The sequence below is a fragment of the Kribbia dieselivorans NBRC 106261 genome (assembly GCF_001552435.1).
In the GTDB taxonomy this organism is placed as follows: Bacteria; Actinomycetota; Actinomycetes; order Actinomycetales; family Dermatophilaceae; genus Kribbia; species Kribbia dieselivorans.
Genome location: NZ_BCRE01000307.1, coordinates 1 through 568 on the forward strand (window position 1 = coordinate 1; position 568 = coordinate 568).

General features: G+C 73.4%; 1 protein-coding gene. It reads right to left on the reverse strand.

Annotation, left to right across the window (positions count from 1 at the left end):
* Positions 1-568, reverse strand: a 568-nt coding sequence (locus KD1_RS17075; protein ID WP_169795423.1) for a hypothetical protein, incomplete at both ends; no start/stop codon positions are given.

Below are 568 nucleotides of genomic sequence, written 5' to 3' on the forward strand. Positions count from 1 at the left end.
CCCGCCGTGGTCGGCAACTGCACGGCCGGATCGCCGAGCACCACGAGCGCCCGCCGGTCCAGGAATCGAAGCCGCGGCCGCAGCGCCGCATCCGGCCCAGCCTGCCCGGCCAACACCAGGGGCCGCACGTCATCGAGCGCCGCCGCCTCCGCCCCGGCCCGCCCATGGAACGCCGCCATCGCCCATCCGACCGGCCGCCCCAACATGAGTTCGTTGTAGAGCGCCGCCCGCAGATCCCCGGTCAACGCGTGCTGCGACGCCGCGTCATACAGCGTCCAGTCGAACGTCGGCTCGACATGCCCGATGAACGCCCGCAGCGGCTCGGCAGCGCTGAGCAGCGACACCGGCAGCGGCGCGACCGTGCTCCCGAGCCCGGCGACCTCGGTGAGCATCGTGTCCAACGACGATCCGGCCGTGAACAACCCGGCGAACGTCGAGGTGGCGTCCGAACCGGACCCACAACACGCGTGGGCGTACCAGACCGCCCCGCTGGGCTGCCACCGCGCCAACAGCGACGCCGGGTCCGTCGGCGCGAATCCGGCGTCGACCAACCAGCCGAGGCGCTCGC